Here is a 24,319-nt window from a genome sequence, read left to right as displayed (position 1 = left end):
AACCCCCGCTTTATTTTGAGCGGGGGTTTCGTTATGTCTGTTTAATTCTCCCCTTGCTCCCCATCCGGTTTGAAAAGGAAGAAAGAGATGATTCCGGATAATAATGTGCCGCCGAGTACAATCAACATCCTGGTACCTTCAGGGACCTCTGTGTAGGCTTTGCCCAGATACGAGTTTCCAACCAGGAAGACGACGAGCATAATCGGAATCGTGATGATGAATCTTTTCTTCAAAACGCCACATCCTTTAGTTCTGCTGCTTTCAGTTTATCACATTATGCTTGCAAAAATATCTACAATCCGATGACAAACGTTCTATAGGAAACAAAAGGACAGTCCGCTGGCAGATGGACTGTCCCTGTGACACATTAATGGTTGATGCTGTGTTCGATCCGTTCGGCGCTTTCAGCGGTATCGTGGATGTAGCGGGCGATTGTTTCGTTATCCTCATTCAGTGTTTCGATTGTCGCACTGATTTCTTCGAGTCCTGCACTCGACTGTTCAATCACTGCTGCCAGCTCTTTGGTGGAGAGTTCTACTTCACCGGTTTGCCCTTTTACAGAAGATGCGGTTGACGATAAACGTTTGAATTCTTGAGAAATGGCATCAAGTTTTTCACGGAGAGTCGTGAAGTATTCTGTCACTTCATCGGTTGCCGACATATTTTCATGGAGCTTCGTTGAACTAAGATCCATAATCTCTAGTGCAGTAGAGTTCACCTCGTTCACGGAAGAAAGATTATCATTGATTCGCGTTGCTGTGTTCCTGGTGATTTCGGCAAGCTTACGGATCTCATCGGCCACGATTGAAAAACCTCTTCCAGCCTCTCCTGCACGTGCCGCTTCGATCGATGCATTCAGAGCGAGCAGGTTCGTTTGATCGGTGATATCCTGGATGCTTCCGATGAATGTGTTTGTTTCTTCGATTTTCTTGGTTAATTCCTTGAAGGTGCTGCTCAATCCTTCGATAATGTTTTTTAGTTCCGTCATGTTGTCGTGAAGATAGGTGACGCGTTCGTTTCCTGAGACGGCCAGACGGTTGGCATCATCAGAATGAAGGGACAAATCATTGGAGAGGTGAGTGACATCCTCCATTTTGGTCATGGTCATGGCGGCAACGGAAGCGATATTGTTGATCTGATCGCTTTGTGTCTGGCTGCCGGCGGAAATTTCATTCACGGCCGTTCTCATTTCATTCTGAGAGACCAAGTGGATTTGAATTTGATCATTGATTTGCTTGATGCTCGTCGATATGGTCGTCAATTCTTTTGCGAAAAGTGCACGCTGTTCGTCTTTTTTCCTGCCTTCTTCTTCAGTTCTTTGCAGGAACTCCTGAATCTGAACGGACTGTTTTTTGTTTAAATGAATGACGACTCCAAGCACGATCCCTACCAGCAGATAGGTAAGCAAAGCAGGGAGGAACAGCTCGTTGAACAATCCATCCTCACCAGATGCGAAGACTTTGTTCAGCACCAGGATGATGAGCCCGGATACGTAGCCGATCACGAATATGACCGTTTGAAAATGAATGGCAGACAGGACTGCCATAAGCGTCAAAATCACCATGTTTTTGGCGTTCGCCCCATCCGTCAGCAGCCAAAGCAGCATAATGACATAAATCGTCGGAATACTGAAATAAACATACAGCTGAGGTTTTTTCATCATCAGTTGCAGAACGATGAAATAGACCACAAGCAGGATTAGCTGTGAGGCGAAGACCGTAGTGGGAATGATGCCTGATTGATTCATGATTGAAAAAATCAGACCTGAAAGCAGGCTTACTGAATACGTGATCAGTAATAAAATATTCTTGCGTTTTGTATCGGTAATTTTCATTTGCTCAGGTGTCACGTGATTTCTCTCCTTTAATATGAAAAATATAATCCCCTTTCCTATATATATCGGTTTGGGAAATACAACTTTTATACTATATATGGAAATATTTTCTCGGCAAGACAAGGCCCGTTCCACACCTCACTCCAATAAAGCGTTAAAAGCCCGTCCCTCTCTGCTTTACCTCGGATGGGACGGGCCTTTTAAAAAAGTTAAATAAATGAATGATTTGTCCGATAGTAGAAGTAGACTACTACAAAGAGTAAGGTGGAGCAAAACGATGGATAAAACGTCAGTAATTGGAGTCATTCTAGGGATAATCGCAGTTGGTGCAGGGATGTTTTTCAAAGGTGTAAGCCCGGTTGCCCTGTTTAATCCCGCAGCCATTTTAATCATTTTGCTTGGAACGGCCGCAGCCGTTACCATCGCATTTCCGACACATGAAATTAAAAAAGTCCCGAAATTATTCGGGATGCTCTTTAAAGAACAACAGGTTCAGGATCCAAAAGAAGTTATTGAATACTTCTCAGAAATTGCAGATATTGCACGCAAGGAAGGACTTCTTGCACTCGAATCAAAATCTCAGGAAGTAGAAGATCAGTTCTTGAAAGACGGGCTTTCACTCGCTGTCGATGGACAAAGTGCCGATTACATACGTGACGTCCTTCATGAAGAAATCGATGCAATGGAGGAGCGGCACAGTGCAGGAGCGTCGATCTTTTCGCAGGCAGGAACCTATGCCCCGACGCTTGGGGTGCTTGGTGCCGTAATCGGATTGATCGCAGCACTTGGCAATATGGAGAATACCGAGGAAATGGGTCATGCCATTGCGGCGGCCTTTATTGCAACACTGCTCGGAATATTCACCGGTTATGTATTATGGCATCCTTTTGCCAACAAGCTGAAGCGTAAATCCAAGCGTGAAGTGCAGTTGAAAATGATGATGGTAGAAGGAATTCTCTCCATTATAGAAGGGGAAAGCCCAAGGGTCATCGAGCAGAAACTTGCCTCTTATTTACCGGCAAGTGAGCGGCTGCTGCTGTTGAAGGGGGAAGCAAATGAGACGGCGTAAAAAGAAACACGACGATGAACATATGGATGAATCATGGCTGATTCCCTATGCGGATCTCTTAACTCTATTGCTGGCGCTCTTTATAGTACTGTATGCTGCAAGCTCGGTGGATGCACAGAAATTCAAGGAGCTGTCGCAGGCTTTTAACGAAGTCTTTACAGGCGGCACGGGGATCATGGAAAACCCCAGTCCCGTGCAGCCCCAGCAGCCGAATGATGGTGAAATGAATTCCAGCGGGGCAGAGAAGAAAGATGAAAGGGCTGAGCTTGAGGAAGAAGAAGTCGAACGCCAGGCATTTCTGAAAGATCAGGAAGAATTAAAAGAAATCCAGAAGAAAGTCAATGAATACATCAAGACGAATAATCTCGAGGTTCAGTTTGTGACAAAGCTGACAGATGAAGGCCTGCTCCTGACCATCCGGGACAATGTGCTTTTTGACTCCGGATCGGCAAATGTGAACCGCAATGACGTTGACGTTGCACGTGAATTGTCGGAGTTATTGGAAATGAACCCGCCAAGAAACATTATCATTTCAGGGCATACCGATAACGTGCCGATCCGTAACGCTGAGTTTGATTCGAACTGGGAGCTGAGTGTGATGCGTGCCGTTAACTTCATGAAACTCATTCTGCAAAACAAAGATTTGAATCCGCAATGGTTCAGCGCAAAGGGATTCGGTGAGTTTGAACCAGTGGGGGACAATACCACCGCCGATGGACGCGCATTGAACCGGAGAGTGGAAGTGTTGATTTTGCCGCGGGTGACGGAGTAGAAGTTACTGGAGGATGGTATTGGACCCGGAACTGCATGGACTGCAGTTCCGGGTCTTTTTATTTTGTCTCAATAAATTCTGAATTTTATGTTTCGTCCGATTTATTTTAGGGGAAAGAAAAGATAACAAATAGTGGAATCAGTGTCTAAACATTCAGAATCGCGAAGGCAGAATGAACGTTCACATAAGTTTGTCCTTTGTCCTTGTACATACATAATAGTCTGAAGGAAAATTGGTCTGGGGTTTAGACACTGAATCTACTTCACCTGAGGAGGAGTTTCATTGGAGAGTTTTTTTGACATCATAGGAAAGATATCGGCATGGTTATGGGGACCGCCTTTAATCATTGTCCTTGCAGGTACAGGGTTGTATTTGACGTTCCTGCTAAAATTCATACAGTTCCGCTATCCTCTATACATATTTAAGCAGACTGTTGGTACAGTATTCAGTAAAAAGAAGCCTAAAGGAGAAGGGACGGTCACGCCGCTACAGGCGTTAACGTCTGCTCTTTCCTCTACGATAGGGGCGGCGAATATCGTCGGAGTTCCGGCAGCGATCATGTTTGGCGGACCTGGTGCGGTATTCTGGATGTGGTTCATCGCACTTATCGGAATGGCGCTGAAATTTTCTGAGAGTGTGCTGGCCGTGCGTTATCGGGAGAAAAATGAAAAAGGTGAATTCGTCGGGGGTCCGATGTATTACATGCGAAACGGGCTGAATATGAAATGGCTCGGCGTTTGGTTTGCATTCGCCCTTATGATTGAGTTGATTCCGAGTGTCATGGTACAGGGGAATTCGGTTGCAGCGACGGTGGAGGAAACGTTTAATGTGAACGGGCTGGTAACTGGTTTGATCATGGCCTTTATCGTAGTACTCATCGTGTTCGGAGGGATCAAACGGATCGGGAAGGTAACTGAGATATTTGTCCCGTTCATGGCTTTGATCTATGTTGGAGGAGCACTTGTCATCATGTTTATGAACCTTGGTGCGATTCCCGAGTTCTTCAGCCTTATTTTAGGAAACGCATTCCAGCCGATGTCCGCAATGGGCGGATTTGCCGGGGCTGCGATTGCCGAAACGATCCGCTGGGGCTTCGCACGCGGATTGTATTCGAATGAAGCAGGACTTGGGACGGCACCGATCGCCCATGCTGCCGCCCAGACGGATCACCCCGTCAGACAAGGGTTGTGGGCGATTATTGGAATTGTGATTGATACGCTGATTGTTTGTACGGCGACGGCATTTGTCGTGATCTCTTCAGGTGTATGGACGGCAGAGGATGCATTGGATGATCCTTCTGCGTTGACGACTGAAGCTTTCAGTCACTATTTTGGATCCTTCGGAGGCATTCTTGTTACAGTATCCTTGATCTTCTTTGTTCTCTCTACAATCATCGTGATTGTTTTTTACGGAGCGAAGCAAGCGGAATTTTTATTTGGATGGAAAGCGGCTCAAGGCATAAAGGTCGTCTACGTTGCGGCCATCGTTCTTGGGGCCGTTGGTGCCGCCAAGACAATCTGGCAGTTCCTTGACCTGGCTCTTGCCGCCATATTAATCCCGAATATCATCGCCGTCCTGCTCTTAAGTAAAGAAGTAAGGAGATTGACGAAAGAATTCTTTACGTCTGATCAGTATTATCTAAAGGATATCGGGAAGGTCAAGAAAACAAAACAATAAGTTAATCGGAAAAGATGAGACTGGGACTAAAGTGTTTTAGTCTAAGTAAAACCCGACCTAATTGAATTCTAGGATTCAAATTAGGTCGGGTTTTTTTCGGATTTGTTCAATTGTGCGCTTAGTTTTTAACTTGTTCCAGCGGTTGATTGGAGTGGAAGACGAAGACTCCTGCGGGAAAAGCGACTAATGTGAGACCTGTCTAGCTGCGGGGCTTAGAGGCACATGTCATAAGTCAACTCGTTCAAGAAGGCAAAGAACGCCTTCGTGGCCGATTCGCCTTATGCCACCCGCCTCTGAGCAAAGCCCCTCCGCTTTTCCCACCCGCAGGAACAAAGTGACGAGGAGGCTCACGGGCTACCCGCGGAAAGCGGAGTCTTGCACGGAAATCATTAGCGGTAATAAGAGCCTACACTGAACTTGTTCGTCTATTGGTTGGGGTTTATAATTTTTGTCCCAGCCTCATTTATTGCCGTCGTCATTTCTCTTGCTTGAAATAAAACAAAAGTTTAGAATATTAACAAAAGTCATATTTTTACATAGGGGTGGAAGAGAGTGAATGACAAGGAGAAGCTCTTGTTGTCGTTAATCGAAAGAAATCCATTTATGAGTCAGCAGGAGTTGTCTGAGAAAAGCGGGTTATCGCGGTCGGCTGTTGCGGGGTACATATCGAATCTGATAAAGGAAGGCAGGATTCTCGGAAGGGCGTATATGCTTCCGGGAAAAAAGGGCGTCACCTGCATAGGAGGTGCGAATATTGACCGCAAGCTTCAGCTTCACGCCGAGTTGATTCCGGAAACGTCCAATCCCGCACAATCAAGTCAGGCCAGCGGCGGAGTGGCCAGGAATATTTCAGAGAATCTGGGTCGTCTGGGGCTTCAATCCTGTCTGGTTACGGTGGTCGGGGATGACACCGAGGGCAGCTGGCTGTTAAATCAGACGAAGAACCATGTGGATGTATCCTCGTCCATTGGGTTATATAAAGAAACGACAGGTACGTATTCCGCCATCTTGAACCAGCGGGGGGAGATGATGTTTGCGCTTGCTGACATGGATCTTTATGAAAGCGTTGACATCGGGTTCATCGAAAAGAAGTGGGGGGCGATTGCTTCCTCGGAAATGGTGATTCTTGATACCAATTTCCCGGACGAGGTATTGCACTACATTATCCGGCGATGCCAGTCAGAAGAAATTCCACTAACGATCGTACCTGTATCCGCTCCGAAAATAAAGAAGCTGCCATCCTCACTGGAAGGAGTCACCTGGTTCATTTGTAATAAGGGGGAAGCAGAGGCTTACCTGGATATGACGATAGAATCGGAGGGTGATTTTTTCAAAGCGGCAAAGATGATCACCCAAAAGGGAGCGGAAAGAGTCGTTATTACAAGAGGGGATCAGGGGCTGATTTATTACACGGTATACAAAGAAGCCAGTGCCATCCTGCCGCCTGAAGTGAAGGTCGTTGACGTAACCGGCGCGGGGGATGCGCTGGTTGCCGGAATTATTTACGGATACATCAAAGGATCCGATACAGACGGGGCGTGCAGGATCGGGATCACGTGTTCATCATTGACGCTGCAGTCCGTCCATACAGTCAGCCCTTCCCTTACGAAGGGTAAGCTTCAGCAGCAATTCAGTCAGTACTATTAAGGGAACCAGGAGGAAAAAGATGAATATAAAGCCTTATATTGAATACTCAGACGAAGTGATGCAAGGAAAGAGGAACGGAAAAGCGATCGTAGCGCTCGAGTCCACGATTATTTCACACGGCATGCCCTATCCGCAAAACGTACAGACAGCACGTGAAGTGGAGGATATTATCCGTGCCGGGGGAGCGGTTCCGGCGACGATTGCAATTCTAAATGGGCAAATTAAGATCGGCCTATCTCATGAAGAGCTGGAATACTTAGGGCAGGCCACAGAAGTGATAAAAGCAAGCCGTCGTGACATTCCATACATCTTGTCTGCAGGGAAAGACGGTGCCACCACCGTAGCGGCAACGATGATTCTCGCGGAGCTTGCAGATATTGCCGTGTTCGTGACAGGCGGCATCGGCGGGGTTCATCGCGGTGCAGAGGAGACGATGGATATATCGGCCGACCTTGAGGAACTTGCCCGCACAAATGTTGCAGTCGTCTGTGCAGGTGCAAAATCGATTCTCGACATCGGCCTCACACTTGAATACCTTGAAACCAAGGGAGTACCCGTACTTGGCTATCAAACGGAATCCCTCCCTGCTTTTTATACAAGAAGCAGTCCCTACAATGTAAACTACCAAATGGATTCCTGTGAAGAACTGGCTTCCCTGTTGCGTTCCAAGTGGAATTTAGGTTTAAGCGGGGGCGTGGTCGTAGCCAATCCAATTCCGGAAGAAGATGCGATGGATGAAAACGAGATGAACAGCATCATAGAAACGGCCCTGCAGGAGGCTGAGAAAAGAAACATAACCGGCAAGGAAGCCACTCCGTTCCTATTGGGGAGAGTGAAAGAGCTAACCGGCGGAAAAAGCCTTGTGGCCAACATCGCTTTAGTGAAGAATAACGCACGGGTGGGGGCGGAACTTGCGGTGAAATATGAAACTATGAAAACAGCACATGTGTAACAGAAAAATAAACCTGGGCTTTATGTGCTCGGGTTTATTTTATTTAACCCATTCCCAGGCTTATGGAGCAGATTCCCATTTTAGTATAAAGACAAGCATTTATATGATCATAAAGGTAGGGTAGAATGGTAATAAATCATGTTACGAAAAGGAAGGTACTATGGCTGACATTAGACCTGTGGATGCGATAAGTGTTCATTCAATTCCTGTCCCCGCTGCGTTATGGAGCACCGATAGCTCTGCGATTATAGAAGCAAATCCTGAATGGGAAGAACTCTCCCAAAATGACTGCTTCAATAGTAAGAGACTGTTAGATACAGAGGAGACTCACTTTGTTTCTGGCAATCGTTCGTATACGGTAAAGCGCAGATCCGTAGAGAACGGTATCGATTTATTAATGATTCTTCCCGGAGAAGAAAAAAAGAGCGTAAGGAACAATGAAGACCATCAACACACAATTTCTGAAATTCACCAATCACTTATACGGAACACGCCAACATGTGTATGTGTAATAGATAAAAACGGCGTGATCACTGAAATGAATGATTCCTTCAAGAGGCTATTTCAGCTTACCGATGATATCCTTGGAAAATCTCTCTGCAATCTGACGACCTTCCAAAATCCTGAGTTTGTGAATCTTGTGATGCAGGGCATTGAAGGGAAGAACACGCAGAGTGAGGAAGTCACATTTACAATCGGCGACAAACGCAAATGCACCTGTCATATCACCATTTCACCTGCTGATTACAATCAGCGTGGGAAAGTTGATCATGTAGGCATCATCCTTCATGATATCACGGAGAAAAAGAAGCACGAAAACGAGCTGATCTCTTTAAAAGTGGAGCTTGAGAGTACATTGAGGCTTCAAAAAACGATTACTTATAAAATCAAGAAAGAGAAAGATGATTTCGTGATAGAGATGGCTGCAGGCGATCTTCTTAATAAACTGGATATTTCGCCTTCTAACGTGATCGGCAAGACGATTCAGGAAGTGTTCGACTTTTATCACCTTGGGAAAATTCAGCCGAAATTAAAAAGAATATGGGAAACAGGAGAGGAACTGACCTATGAAGATAAATACAGGGGATTGGAATATATCGCCTCGATCGTCCCTGTCCTGAAAAATGGGAAAGTTTCAAAGATCATCTGTTCCATTTCTGATATCTCGATGATAAAAGATATCCAGAGGGAATTGATCGAAACTCAGGAAAAATACCGGTCGATCGTGCAGTACAGTCCGGACAATATCTACATGCTTGACACTAATGGCGTCATCCAGGAAGTGAACCCGGCTGCCGAGGATCAATGGTTATTCCATTCATACAATATGACCGGAAAACATTATAGTGAATTCATCGCTGATGACAAGAAAAAAGAAACGATTTATCACTTTGAAGCCGCTCTTCAGGGTCAAGCCACGAGATATATGAGTACATTCGTGAACAAGGAGGGCGGGAAAAGTCATGTCAGTGTGACAAATATACCGATTCGTGTAAATGACAAAGTCATAGGTATTTATGGAATCGGTCAGGATATTACGGCGAGGATCAAGATGGAAGATGAATTGAAAGAGGCAAAAGAGCTTCTTGAAGCCTACTTTGAACATGCCGGAGACGGAATTGCCCTTCTGGATCCTGCAGGGAATATCCTGAAAGTTAACCAGCATTTCGAATCGATGTTCGGATGGAAAGAGCATGAAATCATTGGAAGGGGAATTACGATCCTTCATCAGGAAGAACAAGTTTCACAATTCAAACAGAATTTAAGAACGGTCAAAGCAGGCAAGCGGATTAAAGACTTTGAAACCGTCCGTTACAGGAAGGACGGCTCACCAGTTGAAATTGCTTTTAATCTCAATCCGATCTTGAAAGATTCAGGTGAACTAATCGGAATTTCAGCGATCATTCGCGACTTATCAGAAAAGAAACGAAATGAAGATTTGCTGAAAAAATCCGAACAGCTTGCAATGATCGGCCAGCTGGCAGCCGGGGTGGCGCACGAAATCCGCAATCCGCTGACGACCATCAAAGGCTTTCTGCAGCTGATGAAGGAAAGCACAGAAGATGATTTCCATTTGAAGGTCATTCAGGGGGAACTCGATCGGATCGAAATCATCACGAATGAATTCCTGGCATTAGCAAAGCCGCGTGCAGTCCAATTTTCTTCGACGTCACTGACCGGTCTCCTGACCAGCTCAGTCGAGTTCATCAAGATGGAGTGTCTGAAGCAGGGAGTGGATGTCCGCTTTTCGGTGGAAGAAGCGGAAATTCATTGTGACTCCCATCAAATCAAGCAGGTTGTGCTCAATGTCATGAAAAATGCGCTGGAAGCTTTGCCGAATGGCGGACTTCTGAATGTACAGCTGGAAAAGGAAAACGACTACGCCAAGATATCCATCCAGGATAACGGAGCTGGAATCCCGCCTGAGCGAATGAAGCACCTGGGGGAACCTTTTTACAGCACGAAGGAAAAAGGGACAGGCTTGGGATTGATGATCTGCCAAAAAATCATCAAGGAGCATAACGGGTCCATCTCGATCCAAAGCAACGTGAACGAAGGTACGACAGTCAACATCCTGCTGCCGATTACAGGAAAAGAATAATAAATAGCAAAAGCTTCAAAACAGTAGGGGATCACCTGTTTTGAAGCTTTTTTTGTGGAAAAGAATATGGGGTTGATACGACACATTTCCCAACGAAAATGACGATTATCGCCGGATTGCAATGACAAATAATGCGTTGACCGGATTTGGAACGTTTATTTTCCGGGAAATAGATGCTTCTACAAATTTAGCAGATTTGTCTAATGAGGGGTTCTCCCGCTCAGCACATCGGCAAGTTTCAACATTTCCCATTAAGGATAAATGTAAGGAAGAGGTGAATCGACATGAGGACAAACGTTTTTATCAGCGGGGGAGGAATCGGAGGATTGACACTTGGGTTGAAGCTTGCACAATGCGGGATCGATGTGACGGTGGCAGAAAGGCTGCCGGGTCCAAGTCCCATCTATAAAGGAGAACTGCTTCAGCCGAAAAGTCTGGAAATCCTCGATTCCCTTGACGTGATTGAATCCGTCTTTGAAAATGGCCATAAGATTTCTGATTTGGAGCTGACTGAATTGAAGAACGTAAAGGCTGAACCGGAGCATTCGGTGATGACCTACTCGATTCTGCCGAGTGATTATCCATTTTCCTTGATGATCCACCATGAAACCCTCAAAGGAATTCTGTTGAATAAAGCGAAAGGATACCCTTCTTTTCACTATCACCCCCAAACAGTGTGCAAAGAAATACACGATCACAGAGTCACGCTGGAAAACCGGAAAAAGAAAGAGACATTTGAAATAGAGTGTGATTTCATTATCGGGGCGGAAGGCAGAAACTCCGTCACAAGGGACTACATGGGCGTATCTGTCAAAGAAAAGAAGTATAATCATCATTTCCTGACGGTTACGTTTCCAAGGCCGGAAAAGATGGTGAAAGGGAAAATCATCTCAACCTATCAGTCATTCCTTGGATTATTTCCGCTGCCGGACAATGAAGTACGCTCTGTTTATCTGATTCCGGCAGGAGAATATAAATCGCTTAGAAAGAAACCGATCTCAGAGTTTCATAAACTTTATAAAAAAATGTGTCCGGACCTTGAAGGATTCGTTGATCAAATAAAGGATTGGAAACAGATTCAGTTGATGGTGCCTCTCAAGTATCACAGCGACACCTATGTGAAAGATCACCTGGCGATAATCGGAGACGCGGTCCACACCGTTCACCCGATGGCAGGTGAAGGGATGAATATGGCAATCCAGGATGGCGATGTGCTCGGTGAATTGCTATGCGATATGCACAAAAAGGACAAACTCGACCCTTCCAACCTTGAATGGTATCCGAAAGTACGGAGAAAACGGGTCTCCCACCAAATGCACCTGAGCCACTTATCGGCACTGGTCTACTCTTATCCATATAGACCAATCGGCTGGCTGCGGGGGAGAAGCCTTCAGAGAATGGAAAAGGACACCGTGTCCCATTACAAACAAATGCTTAATATATCGGGTCTCGGTTTATGGAGGGAAACCCTGTATGACCGAATGATCCAGGGGGGGATACTCCCGATGCGGAACGGCACGATTACCGGGGAAGAGAAGGACAATACAACATTTACACAAACCCAAGACTATCCTTGGAAAGAAACGGAGGCATTACAATGATTGCAGAAATGGCGAAGGTTTGGCGGGCAAGGACCTGGATGAAGAAGAATGTGCCGTTTTTATACAGCTGGCATGCCTATGTAGGATACGAACTGGAGCTGTTCGAAAGCTTCAGAAAGCCTGCTTCGATTCAGGAAGTGGCATTGGCCAAGAATATTGAAATGGATTTACTCCAGCAGTGGGTGGAAGTCGGAATCACGCTGAAGCATTTGAAACGCGCTTCCAAGGACCGTGTGAGAATCAAGAACGGCTGGAAACTGCCTTCTTCTAAAAAAGAAACATTCTCATCGGGAGTATTACTGAAGGAAATGATGGAGCTTCATATTCCGGCTCTGTTATCTTATCCGAGCCTCCTCAGGAACCAGACGAAACAGCAGTTTAACTCAGAGCTGCATGGTTCCACCGTCGCGAAGACATCAATATTACTGGAACGGTTTGCGTTCCCGAAGCTTCAAAAAGTGATGAAGAAATTTAAAGTGAACTCTGTGCTCGACCTGGGATGCGGAGAAGGCGGATACATCAGGAGACTGGCTGACCGCTATCCGAAGAAAAGAATGGTCGGCATCGAAATCCATGAAGGGGTCGCCAGGGAAGCACAGGAAAAGTTGAACTCGTATGACAACATCGAAATCCTGAACCGCGATTTACATGAATATGAGCCGGATCAAGCCTTCGATCTGATCATGGCCAACAATCTATTCCACTATATCGATCCGTCAGAAAGGCTGCAATTTTTTGAGAAAGCCTCAGATTGGCTGGAGAAAAAAGGACTGTTCTTTGTCTTGACCCCGATGCAAAAATCCAAGCACGGCAAGCAGTTCTCCAGTGCCTTCAACAGCTTCTTCATGACCTTCCAAAACTTGTATCCGATCCCGTCGCAAAAAGAGATGGAGACCCTTGCGAAAAAGACAGGTTTCAAGGTGATATCGATCGATCCGATTGTGAAAGAAGGCGGATGGTACGCGCTTTGTTTTAAAAAGAAATAAGAATGACAGTGGACTGCCTTGTAAAAGAAGCAGTCCTTTTTAAAATAGTTTTTCCCTTATGAGGTAAAAATAAGGAAAAAGTGTCCTTGAGATGGAGGTAAGCCGATTGAAGAAAGATGAGATGTTCGACTGTATCGGAATTGGAATAGGTCCTTATAATTTAAGCCTGGCAGCATTGATGGATGAAAAGACGGAGTTGAAGGTGAAGTTTTTTGATAAGACACCTGAATTCCAGTGGCATCCGGGCATGCTGATCAATTTAACGGATCTGCAGGTACCATTCATTGCGGATCTGGTCACGTTTGCAAATCCGCAGAGCAAATACAGCTATCTGAATTATTTACATACGCACAACCGGCTCTATAAGTTTTTCTTCTTTCATAAATTTGAAATGCCGAGGCAGGAGTACAATGATTATGCGCGCTGGGTAGTGAAACAGCTTCCCGATTGTCAATTTCACAGTGAGGTCATCGGTGTTGAGGATAAAGGGGATCACTACGAGGTTGTTGTGGATAATCGTTTGACGGATGAGCGCGAAGTGTACCGTGCAAAACATGTGGTGATGGGGACGGGCAGCAAGCCGCTTATTCTGGACGGCATGGACGGGCTTCCATCAGAAGATGTTCACCATACGAGCAGGTATCTGTTCCATAAGGAATCAACGATGGAAAGTACTTCGATCACCATCATCGGATCCGGACAGAGTGCTGCGGAAGTCTTTTATGATTTGTTAAAAGAGCAAAGGGATCATCCGTACAAGCTGACATGGCTGACAAGATCGGAAGGGATTCTTCAGCTGGAATCCTCGAAGCTTGGACAGGAGTTCTTCGCTCCGGATTATGTCGATTATTTTCACGGGCTGTCATTTGAAAAGAGGCTGAATGCATTGAAGACGCTCGATCAGCTCAGGAACGGGATCGATATGGATACGCTGAACAGTATTTATAACATTCTTTACAATCATTCTGTCAGCGAGAATGCTCCTGACATTGTGATCCAGCCTTTGACGGAGGTCAATAAGATTCGTCAGGAAGAGAACCAATATGTACTTAGCTGCCATCAATGGCAGGAAGATAAGGAGTTTTCATATTTGTCCGGGAAGGTCATCCTGGCGACGGGATATGTGCCGAATATCCCTTCGTGGTTTGATGAGGAATTAGGCGGCAAGATCGTTTGGGAGGACGAGAAGAGGTTCAAGGTCTCACGTGATTATAAACTGGTGTTTAAGGATGAGGAAGAGCGGGATCATCATTTTTATACGCTGACGAATCTTGAACATTCACATGGTGCAGGTGCGACAAATCTGGGACTTGCCGTCGACAGGAACATCGCGATCATCAATGATATCACCGGGGAGGAAGTATATAAGGTCCAGCGAAATACAATATTCTCCCAGTTTTCGATGGATGAACACTCTTAACTACGTTTTATTTTGTGATTAAAGGGTACATTTATTATGTGAGCAAATCATTAAACTAATAATTAGGAGTGTTTTTAATTTATGGCTAAAGTTGCATGCTTACTTACAGATATGTTTGAAGATGTAGAGTTTACGGATCCGGAAAAAGCGTTGAAAGAAGCAGGGCACGAAGTCATCACAATTGAAAAAGAAAAAGGAAAATCAGTGAAAGGGAAGCAGGGAGACGCGACGGTTTCAATCGATGAAAGCATCGATAATGTAAAACCGGAAGACTTTGAAGCACTCTTGCTGCCTGGAGGTTTCTCCCCTGACCAGCTCCGTGCGGATGACCGTTTCGTGAAGTTCACAAAGCACTTCATGGATGAAAAGAAACCGGTCTTTGCGATCTGCCACGGACCTCAGTTACTCATTACCGCGAAAGCGCTTGAGGGCAGACACGCAACAGGCTTCACATCCATCAAGGTGGATATGGAATATGCCGGCGCTACTTATGAAGACAAGGAAGTTGTCGTTTGCGGAAATCAACTCGTGACAAGCAGGACACCGGATGACCTACCGGCGTTTAACCGTGAATCATTGAAGCTGCTTTCTAAGTAATAGATAGTATATAAGGAAAGGGCCATTCCTCGTTGTGAATGGCCCTTTTTTTGGTCTTATGTATAGTTTTTGTAGGTGAATATGGGTACTGTGCAGTCTATTTTGGCTGAAGAAGAATTGAACTTGCAGGAGTAAGAAAGGAAATAGGTGTGAGGCGGGCTTTTATGATCCTGTTTCGGGATTTATGATCCGATTTGGGAAAATATGATCCTAATCAGAGATTTATGATCCATTCGACAAAAATACGATCCTATTTCCAGATTTATGATCTTCTAAGAATGATTCTAATTAAAGCACCCCATCCGAATTATTTAATGACATCACTCCCGAATGAAAGACCCCGCCAGCATGAAGGCCCGTCCCTCGCTGCGTCATTGCGTTAACGCAGTCTGGGACGGGCCTTCAAAAAGTTTCAAAGCTTATTTCCGGAGTGTGCCGAGTTCTTCGATGATGGCTGTCATTTCTCTTGGACTGAAGCGGTCTTTTCTTTCGACCATAAGGTACAGGTCGTGAAGGTCTTCGTACATTTCCTGGTTGAAGTGCTCAGGTTTGATTGCGCCTGCGTTAACGACGTTCAGTTTTTCTTTGATGGCTGTGACCATGAATTCGATATTTTCTGTTGTGTTTTGTGATAAGTCCATTATGGATCGTCCTTTCCTTCGTACATATTATTATTATTCATCTTTCCATGATTCACATTCCTTGTCAACAAGCTCATGGTTGAGAGTGCCGAAAGAAGGAATTTTCCCCTGAATGTTTTACACTATTAGGAATCGGGGAATTAGTAGTTAAGCAAGCAAGGTTAGGGAAAACTAAACTGGAAACTTGCTGAATTGAAGGAACTCTGACCATACTTAGAGAAAATAATAGGTGAAGACCAGTAATTAGCAAAAATAAAATAAGAACATGGATTATAGGAGGGTAAAGACAATGGGAAATAGTAAATTTTTTAAAGGGGTCATGCTGGGTGCGGCTGCGGGAGGTCTTCTGTCGCTGCTGGACAAAACAACCCGCCAGGAAGTGGGAGTGACGTTGAAGAACAGCGGCACAAACATTTCGAAATACTCGAAAAATCCGAAGATGCTGGCAGAAACGTCTAAAGACGTCTATGAGAAGCTGAGAACGACTGCCGACCAAGTGAGCAAGGATATTCAATTTATTTCAGAAAAGGTAAATGAAATCAAAGATATGACTCCTCAAGTGAAAGAGATGATCGAGGAAACGAAGGAGACATTCGAGGATTCTACTGAAACGTATAAAGACACATTCTCAGAACACCCGTCGAACGAATTGAATTCAGGTGAAGAAGACAGTCAGCCTGTTGCTTCATCATTCAAAGGATATTAAGCCTTTACTGAGGAATGAAATAAGACATTAGAGCATTAAAAAAAGGGGTGAGTGGATGTCGGAGGGAACGACCCGCAAAGGCTGGAAAAAAGATTCGAAAAATTTATTCAAACAAATAAGCGCCAATGACATCACCGGACTGGCAGCTCAGATTGCCTATTACTTCTTGTTGTCTCTATTTCCGTTATTAATTTTCATCGTCACACTGCTTCCTTATCTGCCGGTGGAGCAGGGGGATCTATTGGGAGTCATCAGGGATTTTGCGCCCGGTGAAACAATGACGATGATAGAAGAGACGCTTAATGACGTCATGTCAGATCGTAACACAGGATTACTCTCGATCTCGATCATCGCGACGATCTGGTCTGCGTCGAACGGGATGAACGCCATCGTAAAAAGTTTGAACCGTGCATATGATGTGGAAGAAACAAGATCATTCATCGTCACCCGCTTAATGTCAATTGTCCTGACACTCGGAATGATTGTAGTGTTTGTGGTCGCGCTTCTGCTGCCTGTGTTTGGAAAGCAAATCGGACTTTTCTTATTTTCACAATTCGGTTTTTCAGAACAATTCTTGACGATTTGGAATGGAATCCGCTGGGCGATTTCGCCGCTCATTCTATTCATTGTATTCGTCGGGCTGTATTACTTCGCGCCAAGTAAGAGAATCAGGTGCTTAAGTGCCATCCCGGGAGCGATTTTTGCTACGGTCGGGTGGGTGCTCGTTTCCCTGGCATTCTCCTTTTATGTCAGCAGCTTCGGTAACTATTCGGCCACTTACGGAAGCATCGGGGGAATCATCGTACTGATGATCTGGTTCTATCTGACCGGGATCATCATCATGATCGGCGGCGAAATCAATGCGCTTGCCACAGAGAAAGACGAAACACCATGTTAATAGCTCGTACCACTTAGGGGAAGATTCTATTAAACAGACGTTTGATGGGTCTTCTTTTTTTGTGTGTAAAGGTTAAGTATAATGGGTTAAAAAGGGGGTGCACCATATGCTGATAGCCGCCATGATCGAACGGCTCGGGATCATCGTTACGATTGCTTTTGTCATGACCAGGCTCGGATTTTTCCGCAAGCTGATTGAACAGCGGAGCAATGTGAAGATATCCCAGACCATGCTGATCATCTTATTATTTGGTTTCTTTGGAATCATAGGTACATATACAGGGCTGATTGTGAATGCGGAAGTCGACGAATATGCCAAGTGGCAGCTACGGCTTCAGGAAAATGAGGCGATCGCAAACTCTCGGGTGATCGGAATTGTGGCAGCCGGCTTATTGGGCGGTCCGTGGATCGGGCTGGGTGCCGGTTTGGTAGCGGGTGTCCACCGTTATTTTCTTGGGGGCTTCACGGCTTTTGCATGTGGCGTTTCGACCATCATCGCCGGGCTGCTCGCCGGATACGTCGGGAAGCGTGAGAAGAAGAACCGTCTCGTCTCTCCTCAAAAAGCCTTTCTCGTCGGCTTTTTGGCAGAAGCCATGCAGATGGCCATCATCCTTCTTTTTGCAAAACCGTATCCTGTTGCTTACGAGCTTGTGTCCGACATCGGCTGGCCGATGATCATCGCCAATGGGATCGGCACCGGAATCTTCATACTGATCATTAAAAGTGTGTTTTACGAAGAAGAGCGAATGGGAGCGGTACAGTCCCAGAAAGCACTCCGCCTCGCGGACAGAACGGTTAAATACATGCGCAAAGGATTGAACTCATCCTCCGCACAGTCAACATGTCAGATTCTGATGAAGGAAGTTGATGCCATCGCGGTTTCAATTACAAACAGAACGCATATCCTTGCCCACGTGGGAGTCGCTTCCGATCACCATCAGAAAGATAAACCGATTCAGACCGAAGCTACAAAGAGGGTAATCGAAACGGGAGAATTACTGAAGGTTGGAAAAAAGGAGATTCATTGCGACCGGGATGACTGCCCGCTTGGCGCCGCCGTCATGGCCCCGCTTTTAAAAGGGGATGAAATTGTCGGTACATTGAAATTCTATTTTCATTCGGAAAAAGTCATCTCACCGATCATGATGGAGCTGACAAAAGGGATCGCGACGCTCTTGAGCAACCAGCTTGAGCTGGCAGAAATCGATACGCATAAAGAGCTGGCGAAAGAATCCGAGGTCAAAGCCCTGCAGGCACAGATGAGTCCTCACTTCTTATTCAACGCAATCAATGTCATCGTATCGCTGACAAGGATCAATCCCGATAAAGCGCGGACCCTGCTCATTTCTCTATCACAGTTTATCAGGCAGAACCTGAGCGGAAGTACGAAATCGACTTCGACGTTAAGGGAAGAATGCCAGCACGTAAAGGCGTATCTCGCAATTGAAGAAGCAAGGTTCTTTGACCGCCTGCAGGTTGTATATGATCTGGATGAAGTGGCCATGCACACAGTCGTTCCATCAATTACCCTTCAGCCGCTGGTCGAAAATGCAATCAAGCACGGCATGAAAAATCAGTCGGAGGGCTTTATTTTGAAAATATCAATCACTTCTGGGGGTGATGGTGTGACGGTGAAGGTGGAGGACAACGGAGATGGAATCGACGCATCACGGCTCGAATCGCTTCTGCTGGAGCCTGTGGAATCAAAGACCGGAACCGGGATCGCCCTTTACAATGTCAATAAACGATTGGAAATGATGGTCGGAAAAGAGTCAGGGCTGACGATCGATTCTGAAAAAGGATCAGGGACCACAGTTCAATTCTCATTAAAAGGAGGGGGAACAGCGGATGAAAGTCGCAATCATTGATGATGAACCATATAGCCGCGAGGAAATGAAGCATCTCCTGAGCGAATATCCGTGGGTTGAAATCGTAGGGGAAGCAAGCTCTGCTGAAACAGCGATGGAGCTGATACTGACCCAGGATCCACAAGTACTATTCCTCGATATCGAAATGCCCGGCATGAGCGGCGTCGATCTAGCCGAGGCTTTGCAGAAGATGAAGCAGAAACCCGAAATCGTTTTTGCCACTGCCTATCCGGACTATGCGCTAAAAGCGTTTCGCGTCGAAGCGGTGGACTACTTGGTCAAGCCTTTTGATGAGGAGCAGCTCTCTCAGACGATGGATAGACTGAAAAAGCTGCTCCTGACTGACCTTGGAGAACAGAAAGATACGAAAAAAATGGGCAAGCTGTCCGTCCAAGATGAAGACAAAATCATCTTCATCGAACCGGGCAATATCCTTTATATCTTCCGTGAAGAGAGGGAAACCTATATCTGCACAGAAAAGAAAAAGTACACGTGCAAGCTGCCGATCAAAGAACTTGAGGCAAAACTCGCTACCCATCCATTTTTCCGTGTTCACAAAAGCTATCTAGTTCAGCTGCCGTATGTCGAAGAACTCATCCCCTGGGGAAATGGCGTCTACCAGCTGAAAGTCCACGGGGTGAAAGAGAAGATCCCGGTGAGCAGGAATTATGTGAAGGAGCTGCGGGAGAGGCTGGAGCTGTAGATTGTTTGCAGCATTTAGGTGGCCGCCATTCATGAAAGTTTTCATCTTCTTGAGAAGGGTAATCTTTATCTAGAAGCTCTTTTCATCGGAGGTGGCAGGATGATTTGGTTAACGTTTATTTATGCGTTGCTGCTGGCGATTGTACATATTTCCGGGAAGCACCTGAAGTTTTTGGAGGTGTTGCCGAGGAGCCGGTTTTTATCAATAGCTGGCGGGGTTTCAGTAGCGTATGTGTTTGTCCATATATTGCCTGAGCTTGAGGAGCATCAGGAAAGTTTAGCAGAATCATCTGAAATGCTGACATTCCTTAATCACCATGCTTATCTGGTGGCTCTGATTGGCTTGCTATTATTTTATGGAATTGAGAAAATGGTCAGCACTTCAAGGAAAGAAAACAGGGTGGAGACCGGTGAAAACGAGGCTGGGGCAGGTGCCTTCTGGCTTCATATCGGTACGTTCTTTGTTTATAACGGGCTGATCGGTTATTTGCTGGTTCATCGTGATGTGGAAGGCTGGATGAATTTATTGTTGTATGTAATCGCCATGGGGCTTCATTTTTTTGTAGTCGATTACGGGCTCAGGACTCATCATCGAACCATCTACAATGCTGTCGGCCGCTGGATCCTGGCTGGAGCAATTGTGTTCGGCTGGCTGATCGGTGCAGTGACGGAAATCCATGAAACACTCCTTGCACTGCTGTTTGCGTTCTTATCAGGCGGGATTGTACTGAATGTGTTGAAGGAAGAGATCCCTGATGAGAAAGAAAGCAGCTTTATTTCGTTTTTTGCAGGGACAATCGGATATGTCGTATTGCTGTTGATTGTTGGATGAGTAAGCCGATGCTTGGTAGCCAGTGGTGGATTAATAATTTGATTTAATTCAATAAGAGTAAAAAGCAGCGAAGAGACCTATCTTCGCTGCTTTTAGTGATATTTACATCTTCATTTCCTTCAATACTTCCTCTAATACATCCGGGTAATTCGTGAACATCCCAGTCACGCCCCATTCGAGCAGGCGTTTCATGTCCTCTTTTTCATTGACGGTATAAGGGTGGATCAAGAGATCATGTTCTCTTGTTTTTTGTACATATTCTTCATTGATTTTTGTATAGCTCATCCCAAGACCGATTGCGTACTCGGAGTAGTGTGCGAGTTCTTCGTCCGTAATGGTGGCCGTTGTTTTGTAATCAAGCAGTTGAACCAGCGGGATATCTTCGTTTAAGTCATGGACCTTTTGAAGGCTTGCTTCACTAAATGATTGGATGATCACACGGCTTGAGGGTGCGTTTTGTCTTGTCAGGTTGTATTGTTCAAGAATGTCTAACAGTTGTTCTTCCATGCCTGGATAGACTTCAGGTGATTTGGTTTCAATGTAGTAGTTCTTGTTTTTGCCAAAGTGTTCGATGACTTCCTGCAGGGTTTGGACTTGCAGGCCAGCGAATTCTTCGTTTGCTTTTTCAGGGTATGTTTCGTTGAACCATGAACCGGCGTCCAGTTGTTTGATTTCTTCGAGTGTGTAATCTTTGACAAGGCCGGTGCCATCAGTGGTGCGGTCAAGTGTTTCGTCATGCATCGCAATGAGTTCGCCGTCTTTAGTCATTTGAAGATCGAGCTCTATGTAGTCACCGCCCATTTTGTCACCGAGTTCGTAGGAAGCCAGCGTATGTTCAGGTGCATGTCCGGAAGCTCCGCGGTGTGAGATGTTCAGGATTTGGTTGTCATTCAGCTGCGGGTTATTTCCTGATTGAGCTGCTGACGAAGGACTGACGGCACTTGCTCCTATACCGATTACGGCTGCAGATAAACAGATGTTTCTCATGAATTTATTCATTGTAACTCTCCTCTCAAATATCTTTCTATTTAAGAGTAAGGATTAAAAATAAAGAGAGGGTGAAGGGGATGAAAAGCCTGTGTCAATTTTCCGTTAAAGGATGATTACATATAGGCAGATGATGCTGGGTGAAAAGAAACGAATAGATGATTCGACAATTTTCAACAAAATCCTTTGCACGTTAATCGTTCTGGAAAACATGTCAGCCCGATTATTTAACATGTTAAACATGATTGTGACGAAACTGTGACTTTGTTTGATATGATGAAAGCGTATTCATTATTGGGCGAAAGGGGATCAGAAGCATGGTCACATTTCTGGTTGCAATTGCATTATTAATCGTAGGTTACTTCACATATGGAAAGTTTATTGAAAAGCTTTTTGGCGTAAATGAGGGGCGGACGACACCGGCTTACGCGAAAGCGGACGGCGTCGATTATGTGCCGATGAACACAAAGAAAAATTCGATGATCCAGCTGTTAAACATAGCTGGTGTCGGACCGATTTTCGGACCAATCATGGGAGCGCTTTACGGACCGGTTGCGTTTTTATGGATCGTCCTCGGGGCGATTTTTGCAGGAGCGGTTCATGATTATTTGACGGGTATGATTTCAATCCGTAACGGCGGGGCGCATCTGCCGGCCCTTGCAGGAAAGTTTTTAGGAAAAACGATGAAGCATGTGGTAAATGGATTCTCGATTTTACTTCTAGTGCTTGTAGGTACGGTGTTCGTTACAGCACCTGCAGCGTTGATCGCCAATCTGACTCCTGCCTGGATTTCTCTAGGAGTAATCATCGCAGCGATCTTCGTTTACTATGTTGTTGCGACATTGCTTCCGATCGATAAAATCATCGGGCGCGTGTATCCGTTGTTCGGCGCTTTACTTTTAATCAGTGCAGTAGGAGTGGGAGCAGGGCTTGTCATCACTGGAGCAGATATTCCAGAAATGACGCTAACGAATATGCACCCTGATTCAGTTGCGATCTTCCCATTATTATTCTTGACGATTTCGTGCGGGGCACTTTCAGGATTCCATGCGACACAGTCACCGATCATCTCAAGAACAACTCAAAATGAGAAAAACGGCCGTAAGATTTTCTACGGAATGATGATCCTTGAAGCAATCATCGCGATGATCTGGGCAGCGGCAGCGATGAGCTTATTCGGACCAGGTGAACTAAGCGCGATCCTTGCTGAAGGCGGACCGGCTGCAATCGTCAGCGAAGTGTCCATGCTGATGCTTGGTTCCATCGGTGGAACGTTAGCAATCCTTGGTGTAATCGTACTGCCAATCACATCAGGAGACACATCTTTCAGAAGTGCGCGTATGATCATCGCTGATTACATCAACGTGAAGCAAGTGAAAATCTCTAGCCGCTTATGGATTGCGGTTCCACTATTCGCAATCTCAATGGTACTGACTCAAATTGACTTCAACTTATTATGGAGATATTTCTCCTGGGCAAACCAATCCACTGCCATGATCGCCCTTTGGGTCGGCGCAATGTATCTAGCGCTGCAAAAGAAACCACACTGGGTGGCGAGTATTCCGGCAGTATTCATGACGATGGTCACGTTCACGTATATCTTGAACGCGCCGATTGGCTTCGGACTATCGATGGGAACTTCCTATATAGGAGCGACGATTGGAACGGTCGCGGTCGTGCTAGCCTTCATTTTTAGCCTGAGAAAACAATTGAACGCAGGCGGCGTGATTCAAGTCGATGAGGACGTTCCGCAGCCGGCAGCATAAGTTGGGTTAATCGTGACGGATGGGATCATCCGAGCCATATGAGAGTTTTATCGACATTTTCTGTTGACCTTGAAGAGTTTTCCGTTAATTACCGGGAAGCTCTTTTCTTTTTTGGAGCAAAATAAGAATGGTTCATAAACCAATTGTTTTCTTGAGGTGTGGAGCGTTTTGTCCTGTTGGCAAAACGTTCGACGCGAAGGCTGCGGGACGGAGGGACAGGAACCATGTCCCAATGATGACCCGCCCGACTTGTTTTTCTATACCAAAAAACAGGAGTGATTCAGCATGACAAAGAAAACGAAAAAAGACGGCGGAACAAAGCAAAATAAAAACCACAAGCCTAAGCAGAAGACATCCGGTTCTGCGAATGGGCAGAATGGATATCATTAGGTTTTCGTTAAGGACCAATCTCTTTGGAGGTTGGTCCTTTTTTAGTGTGGGGGGGCCTGTAGATGAAAATGTTGATGTGGCGGTGGTTGCGGTAATGGCCAGGAAAATAAAGATTTTTCGACAAGTTGCTTGAATATGGGGAAAAGTGGCTTGTAAAACTGAAATGTGGATCGTAAATCTGGAAAGTGGCTTGTATTTTCAGAAAGTGGACTGAAAAGGGTGAAAAGTGGAATGAATGGGTGGCCGAGACCGGAATTCAACTTACAAAGGCCATGATGACGGTTTAACCCCCTAAGTTTGGACACATACTTCACTATTCTTAGGGTTACTTAGTTTTTCATATTTTCTACCGCGCTTTCGCTTGCTGGCCTCA

General features: G+C 45.5%; 21 protein-coding genes. 17 read left to right on the top strand and 4 right to left on the bottom strand.

Translation table 11 applies throughout. The features are described 5' to 3' along the window. Window positions 1–41: 41 nt before the first annotated feature. Window positions 42–233 (bottom strand): histidine kinase, encoded by a 192-nt coding sequence (locus AAEO50_RS14720; protein ID WP_341985049.1) that lies wholly within the window; start codon window positions 231–233, stop codon window positions 42–44. A gap of 134 nt (window positions 234–367) precedes the next feature. Next, window positions 368–1,849 carry a methyl-accepting chemotaxis protein gene (locus AAEO50_RS14715; protein ID WP_341985048.1) on the bottom strand — a complete coding sequence of 494 codons (1,482 nt, stop codon included), beginning with the start codon at window positions 1,847–1,849 and terminating at the stop codon, window positions 368–370. Window positions 1,850–2,111: 262 nt separating this feature from the next. Here AAEO50_RS14715 and motA point away from each other — a divergent pair, with 262 nt between their 5' ends. From motA to AAEO50_RS14665, 10 genes are all read left to right on the top strand, one after another. Beyond that, a complete protein-coding gene (gene motA / locus AAEO50_RS14710; protein WP_341985047.1) occupies window positions 2,112–2,903 on the top strand; it encodes a flagellar motor stator protein MotA in 792 nt (263 codons plus the stop codon). Then, window positions 2,890–3,675 carry a flagellar motor protein MotB gene (gene motB, locus AAEO50_RS14705; protein WP_341985046.1) on the top strand — a complete coding sequence of 262 codons (786 nt, stop codon included), beginning with the start codon at window positions 2,890–2,892 and terminating at the stop codon, window positions 3,673–3,675. The genes motA and motB overlap by 14 nt, the downstream gene beginning before the upstream one ends. A gap of 282 nt (window positions 3,676–3,957) precedes the next feature. After that, entirely contained in the window at window positions 3,958–5,352 is a 1,395-nt protein-coding gene (locus AAEO50_RS14700; RefSeq protein WP_341985045.1) for a sodium:alanine symporter family protein, read from the top strand. A gap of 552 nt (window positions 5,353–5,904) precedes the next feature. After that, the gene (locus AAEO50_RS14695) at window positions 5,905–6,999 is read left to right on the top strand and encodes a carbohydrate kinase (RefSeq protein WP_341985044.1); all 1,095 of its coding nucleotides are present in this window, start codon (window positions 5,905–5,907) and stop codon (window positions 6,997–6,999) included. Window positions 7,000–7,024: 25 nt separating this feature from the next. Further along, window positions 7,025–7,951: a pseudouridine-5'-phosphate glycosidase gene (locus AAEO50_RS14690; RefSeq protein WP_341985076.1), complete on the top strand. Its 927-nt coding sequence runs from the start codon at window positions 7,025–7,027 to the stop codon at window positions 7,949–7,951. A 160-nt stretch (window positions 7,952–8,111) separates the two neighbouring features. Further along, window positions 8,112–10,553, top strand: coding sequence for a PAS domain S-box protein (locus AAEO50_RS14685; protein ID WP_341985043.1), 2,442 nt, complete (start codon window positions 8,112–8,114; stop codon window positions 10,551–10,553). Window positions 10,554–10,837: 284 nt separating this feature from the next. Continuing rightward, on the top strand, window positions 10,838–12,154 hold the full coding sequence (locus tag AAEO50_RS14680; RefSeq protein ID WP_341985042.1) for an NAD(P)/FAD-dependent oxidoreductase: 1,317 nt from the start codon (window positions 10,838–10,840) through the stop codon (window positions 12,152–12,154). Continuing rightward, window positions 12,151–13,140 (top strand): class I SAM-dependent methyltransferase, encoded by a 990-nt coding sequence (locus tag AAEO50_RS14675; RefSeq protein ID WP_341985041.1) that lies wholly within the window; start codon window positions 12,151–12,153, stop codon window positions 13,138–13,140. The genes AAEO50_RS14680 and AAEO50_RS14675 overlap by 4 nt, the downstream gene beginning before the upstream one ends. 106 nt (window positions 13,141–13,246) lie before the next feature. Further along, on the top strand, window positions 13,247–14,560 hold the full coding sequence (locus AAEO50_RS14670; protein WP_341985040.1) for a lysine N(6)-hydroxylase/L-ornithine N(5)-oxygenase family protein: 1,314 nt from the start codon (window positions 13,247–13,249) through the stop codon (window positions 14,558–14,560). A gap of 81 nt (window positions 14,561–14,641) precedes the next feature. Beyond that, entirely contained in the window at window positions 14,642–15,157 is a 516-nt protein-coding gene (locus AAEO50_RS14665; protein WP_341985039.1) for a type 1 glutamine amidotransferase domain-containing protein, read from the top strand. A gap of 419 nt (window positions 15,158–15,576) precedes the next feature. Here AAEO50_RS14665 and AAEO50_RS14660 read toward each other — a convergent pair whose 3' ends face one another. Next, entirely contained in the window at window positions 15,577–15,798 is a 222-nt protein-coding gene (locus AAEO50_RS14660; protein ID WP_341985037.1) for a DUF1128 domain-containing protein, read from the bottom strand. Between the two features lie 289 nt (window positions 15,799–16,087). Between AAEO50_RS14660 and AAEO50_RS14655 the strand changes: the two genes are divergently transcribed. The 5 genes from AAEO50_RS14655 (at window position 16,088) to AAEO50_RS14635 (ending at window position 20,803) form a co-directional block, all read left to right on the top strand. Next, entirely contained in the window at window positions 16,088–16,504 is a 417-nt protein-coding gene (locus AAEO50_RS14655) for a YtxH domain-containing protein (RefSeq protein WP_341985035.1), read from the top strand. A 55-nt stretch (window positions 16,505–16,559) separates the two neighbouring features. After that, complete coding sequence (locus AAEO50_RS14650) at window positions 16,560–17,402, top strand: YihY/virulence factor BrkB family protein (protein ID WP_341985034.1); 843 nt, start codon at window positions 16,560–16,562, stop codon at window positions 17,400–17,402. A 106-nt stretch (window positions 17,403–17,508) separates the two neighbouring features. After that, window positions 17,509–19,269 carry a sensor histidine kinase gene (locus AAEO50_RS14645; RefSeq protein WP_341985033.1) on the top strand — a complete coding sequence of 587 codons (1,761 nt, stop codon included), beginning with the start codon at window positions 17,509–17,511 and terminating at the stop codon, window positions 19,267–19,269. Then, the gene (locus AAEO50_RS14640; RefSeq protein ID WP_341985032.1) at window positions 19,250–19,972 is read left to right on the top strand and encodes a LytTR family DNA-binding domain-containing protein; all 723 of its coding nucleotides are present in this window, start codon (window positions 19,250–19,252) and stop codon (window positions 19,970–19,972) included. The genes AAEO50_RS14645 and AAEO50_RS14640 overlap by 20 nt, the downstream gene beginning before the upstream one ends. Before the next feature lie 99 nt (window positions 19,973–20,071). Then, the gene (locus AAEO50_RS14635; protein WP_341985031.1) at window positions 20,072–20,803 is read left to right on the top strand and encodes a hypothetical protein; all 732 of its coding nucleotides are present in this window, start codon (window positions 20,072–20,074) and stop codon (window positions 20,801–20,803) included. Window positions 20,804–20,905: 102 nt separating this feature from the next. Here the strand turns inward: AAEO50_RS14635 and AAEO50_RS14630 are convergent, their stop codons facing one another. Further along, window positions 20,906–21,802 (bottom strand): glycerophosphodiester phosphodiesterase, encoded by an 897-nt coding sequence (locus tag AAEO50_RS14630; protein ID WP_341985030.1) that lies wholly within the window; start codon window positions 21,800–21,802, stop codon window positions 20,906–20,908. A gap of 100 nt (window positions 21,803–21,902) precedes the next feature. On the opposite strand from AAEO50_RS14630, the gene AAEO50_RS14625 reads away from it, so the two are divergent. Both AAEO50_RS14625 and AAEO50_RS14620 read left to right on the top strand, forming a co-directional pair. Beyond that, window positions 21,903–22,052, top strand: coding sequence for a hypothetical protein (locus AAEO50_RS14625; protein ID WP_341985029.1), 150 nt, complete (start codon window positions 21,903–21,905; stop codon window positions 22,050–22,052). A 55-nt stretch (window positions 22,053–22,107) separates the two neighbouring features. Further along, complete coding sequence (locus tag AAEO50_RS14620) at window positions 22,108–23,556, top strand: carbon starvation protein A (protein WP_341985027.1); 1,449 nt, start codon at window positions 22,108–22,110, stop codon at window positions 23,554–23,556. The last annotated feature ends 763 nt before the right edge of the window (window positions 23,557–24,319 follow it).

The organism is Rossellomorea oryzaecorticis, assembly GCF_038405515.1.
GTDB lineage: Bacteria > Bacillota > Bacilli > Bacillales > Bacillaceae_B > Rossellomorea > Rossellomorea oryzaecorticis_A.
This window is presented reverse-complemented; position numbering and strand designations above follow the sequence as displayed.